Annotated in this window: 4 protein-coding genes; all 4 read left to right on the top strand. The window is 51.4% G+C overall.

From position 1 onward, the window contains the following. Window positions 1-1,045: murein biosynthesis integral membrane protein MurJ (gene murJ, locus ACWA6V_RS07880; protein ID WP_449521964.1), on the top strand; the 1,045-nt coding region annotated here is incomplete at its 5' end. Window positions 1,046-1,134: 89 nt separating this feature from the next. Next, entirely contained in the window at window positions 1,135-2,091 is a 957-nt protein-coding gene (gene ribF, locus ACWA6V_RS07885; RefSeq protein ID WP_449521965.1) for a bifunctional riboflavin kinase/FAD synthetase, read from the top strand. Window positions 2,092-2,110: 19 nt separating this feature from the next. Further along, entirely contained in the window at window positions 2,111-2,602 is a 492-nt protein-coding gene (locus tag ACWA6V_RS07890; protein WP_449521966.1) for an MgtC/SapB family protein, read from the top strand. A 62-nt stretch (window positions 2,603-2,664) separates the two neighbouring features. Next, window positions 2,665-3,316, top strand: a 652-nt coding sequence (locus ACWA6V_RS07895; RefSeq protein ID WP_449521967.1) for a class I tRNA ligase family protein, incomplete at its 3' end; no start/stop codon positions are given.

Raw genomic sequence — 3,316 nt, forward strand, 5'->3', positions numbered from 1 at the left:
GTTTATGATCGCCGGGGCGCTGCTGCTGACGGAATATTTCCCTAGCCCCGTCCATGCACTTGCCTGGAGTATTATCGCGGCGGGTATTTTTTCATTGTTGTTCCAATTGCCGTTTTTGCGCCAAATCCACCTGTTGCCATCGCCCAAGCTGGATTGGTCGCACCCTGGTGTTAAACGGATTTTGATCCTGATGACGCCAGCGCTGTTTGGTGTGTCCGTGAGCCAGCTCAATTTGCTGCTGGATACCATTATTGCCACCCAATTGGGTGATGGTGCCGTAAGCTGGCTGTTCTATTCCGACCGCTTGGTGGAATTACCCCTGGGAGTGTTCGGTGTGGCGATTGCAACGGTGATCATGCCCGGCTTATCGCGCCTCAGTGCCACACAATCGGGGGAAAAATTCAGTCAAATGCTCGATTGGGCGATTCGCTTTGTAGTGCTGATCGCACTGCCTGCAACGCTCGCGCTGATCATTCTGGCAGAGCCAATTCTCTTCACGCTTTTCTATCATGGTGCGATGGAGTCCAGCGATATCCTGATGTCGTCCTACAGTCTCAAGGCCTATGCGCTCGGCTTGTTTGCCTTTATGTTGATCAAGGTGCTGGTGCCCGGTTATTTCGCGCGGCAGGATATGAAATCGCCCGTGCGTATCGGGATTATCGCCATCATCGCCAATATTGTGATGAAGCCCATTGTGGTGATTCCGCTGGTAATGCTCTGGGGCTTGGGTCATGTCGGTCTGGCGTTTACGACGGCGATGGCTGCTTATGTGAATGCGTATTTGCTCTATCGCGGTCTGCGCAAAAGTGAGGTTTACAACCCGGCCAGCAATTGGCCAAGGTTATGGTTGCGCTACGGAGCGGCGAATCTGGCACTGGTTGCGGTACTGCTCGGCTTCCTCTTTTTCTGGAATCTCTGGTCTGAGTGGGGCGTGATGGAGCGAATCCTGCGTCTTGCAGTGGTCTGTGTGGCGGGGCTTGTAGCTTATCTGGCGGCGCTTTTTGTGGTGGGTGTTCGCCTGCGCGATTTCAAATCCCAGCACTGATTCTGGCTCGGGGTAGGCTCAGACGCCGCCGCTCCTGTATACTTCCCGCCTTCATTTTTCAGGCAATTTGGTTGAGGGCAGTACACAGCGTGAATCCAGCGGCACATGCGTTTATTCGCGGGTTACATAACCTGCGCCCCTGGCATCGCGGCTGCGTGGCGACCATAGGCTCTTTCGATGGCGTGCATCTCGGTCATCAAGCCATACTGCGTCAGTTAATTGCGGTTGCGCAGCAGTATCAATTGCCTGCCGTGGTAATCGTGTTTGAGCCCCAGCCCCATGAGTTTTTTTCCGGTGATAAAGCGCCAGCGCGCCTCATGCGCCTGCGCGAAAAAGTGCAGGCCTTGCTCGCCGCTGGCGTCGCGCGGGTGCTGTGCGTGCAGTTTAACGAAACCTTGCGCAACCTGACCGCCGAAGCCTTTATTGAAACAGTATTGCTGGACGGCTTGGCGATTAAACATTTGGTCGTCGGCGATGATTTCCGTTTTGGCTGTGATCGCCGTGGCGACTTCGCCTTGCTGCAAAAAGTCGGTAGTGAGCGCGGTTTTGGTGTGACTGATACCTGCACGCTGGAAATTAACGGTGAGCGTGTAAGCAGTACGCGCATCCGTCAGCTGTTGGAAGTGGGTGATTTTGCCCATGCTGAAACCCTGTTGGGTAAGCCTTACAGCATCAGTGGGCGCATAGCCTACGGCCAGCAGCTCGGGCGCAAACTCGGTGTGCCCACCGCCAACGTGCATCTGCGCCGCTATCGCTCACCATTGCACGGTGTATTTACGGTCACGGTAAAATTTGTCGATGGCAGTGTACATCAGGGTGTGGCCAACGTTGGTGTGCGCCCTACCGTCACTGGCGATAAAAAACCACTGCTGGAAGTTCACCTGTTTGATTTCTCGCGCAAAGTGTACGGCGCGATGATCGACGTAATTTTTCATACAAAATTGCGCGATGAAAAAAAATTCAATTCTTTGGATGAGCTGCAAGCACAATTGCAAATGGATATTGCACAAGGGCTGAATTTTTTCAGCGGCAATAGCCTCAGCTGATTTTCCGGGAATACTCAATATGAACAGTGTCTGGCAACAAATATCCAACGCGTTTGTGGCTGAGTTTTCTGATCTGAAAGATGTAAGTGAAATTACCACTCTCATAATTCGCCTGCTGATGGCCGCATTGTTAGGCGGAATTTTAGGGTTTGAACGCGAGCAGCGTGGTAAAGCAGCGGGTATTAAAACGCATATGCTGGTCGCCATTGGCTCGGCATTATTTGTACTCATTCCGCAGCAAGCAGGGCTTTCGGAACAGGAATTAAGCCGGGTAGTGCAAGGCATTATTGCGGGTATTGGTTTTCTGGGTGCCGGGGCAATTTTGAAAGGAAATGATGAAAAGGATCTTAAAGGCTTAACTACAGCCGCCGGTATTTGGTTGACAGCGGCCATTGGTGTTGCGGCAGGATTGGGGCGCGAATCTTCAGCGATCCTTTGCACCCTGTTGGCTTTAGCCATTCTTGTCGCTATGCCGAAGGTAGTTGACCGGTTTGAAGTAAAAGACAAGTAATAATTTTCTGGCGTTTTCCGCCATTTTTCTAAACATTTTTGTTAACAAGTTGACCGTGAATCATGATCGATTACAAAACAACACTGAATCTGCCTAACACCGGTTTTGCGATGAAAGCAAACCTCGCCCAGCGCGAGCCGGACATGTTGAAACAATGGCAAGCGAGCGATCTGTACCAACAGATTCGCGCTGCGCGTGTTGGCCGTGAGCAATTTATTTTGCATGACGGCCCACCCTACGCCAACGGCGATATTCATATAGGTCACGCGGTTAACAAAATTCTTAAAGACATTATCGTAAAAAGCAAAACCCTGAGCGGTTTTGACGCGCCCTATGTGCCGGGTTGGGATTGTCACGGTCTGCCGATTGAGCACAACGTTGAGAAAAAAATCGGTAAAGCGGGCGACAAAGTTGATGTAAAAACTTTCCGCAATAAGTGCCGCGAATACGCCGCTAAACAAGTTGAAGGCCAAAAGGCTGACTTTGTGCGCTTGGGGGTTTTGGGTGAGTGGGATAAACCCTATCTGACCATGGACTACAAATTTGAAGCCGACATCATTCGCGCGCTCGGTAAAATCGCTGAAAACGGCCATCTGCACAAAGGTTTTAAACCCGTGTATTGGAGTGTGGTCGGCGGTTCAGCGCTCGCTGAAGCAGAGGTGGAATATCAGGATAAAACCTCGTTTTCTATCGACGTGAAATTTGCGTTTGTCG

The sequence above is a fragment of the Cellvibrio sp. genome (genome assembly GCF_053579595.1).

Coding starts and splice junctions, on each gene's coding strand:
- ACWA6V_RS07890 (WP_449521966.1), top strand. CDS start 2,111: ATGAACAGTGTCTGGCAACAAATATCCAACGCGTTTGTGGCTGAGTTT.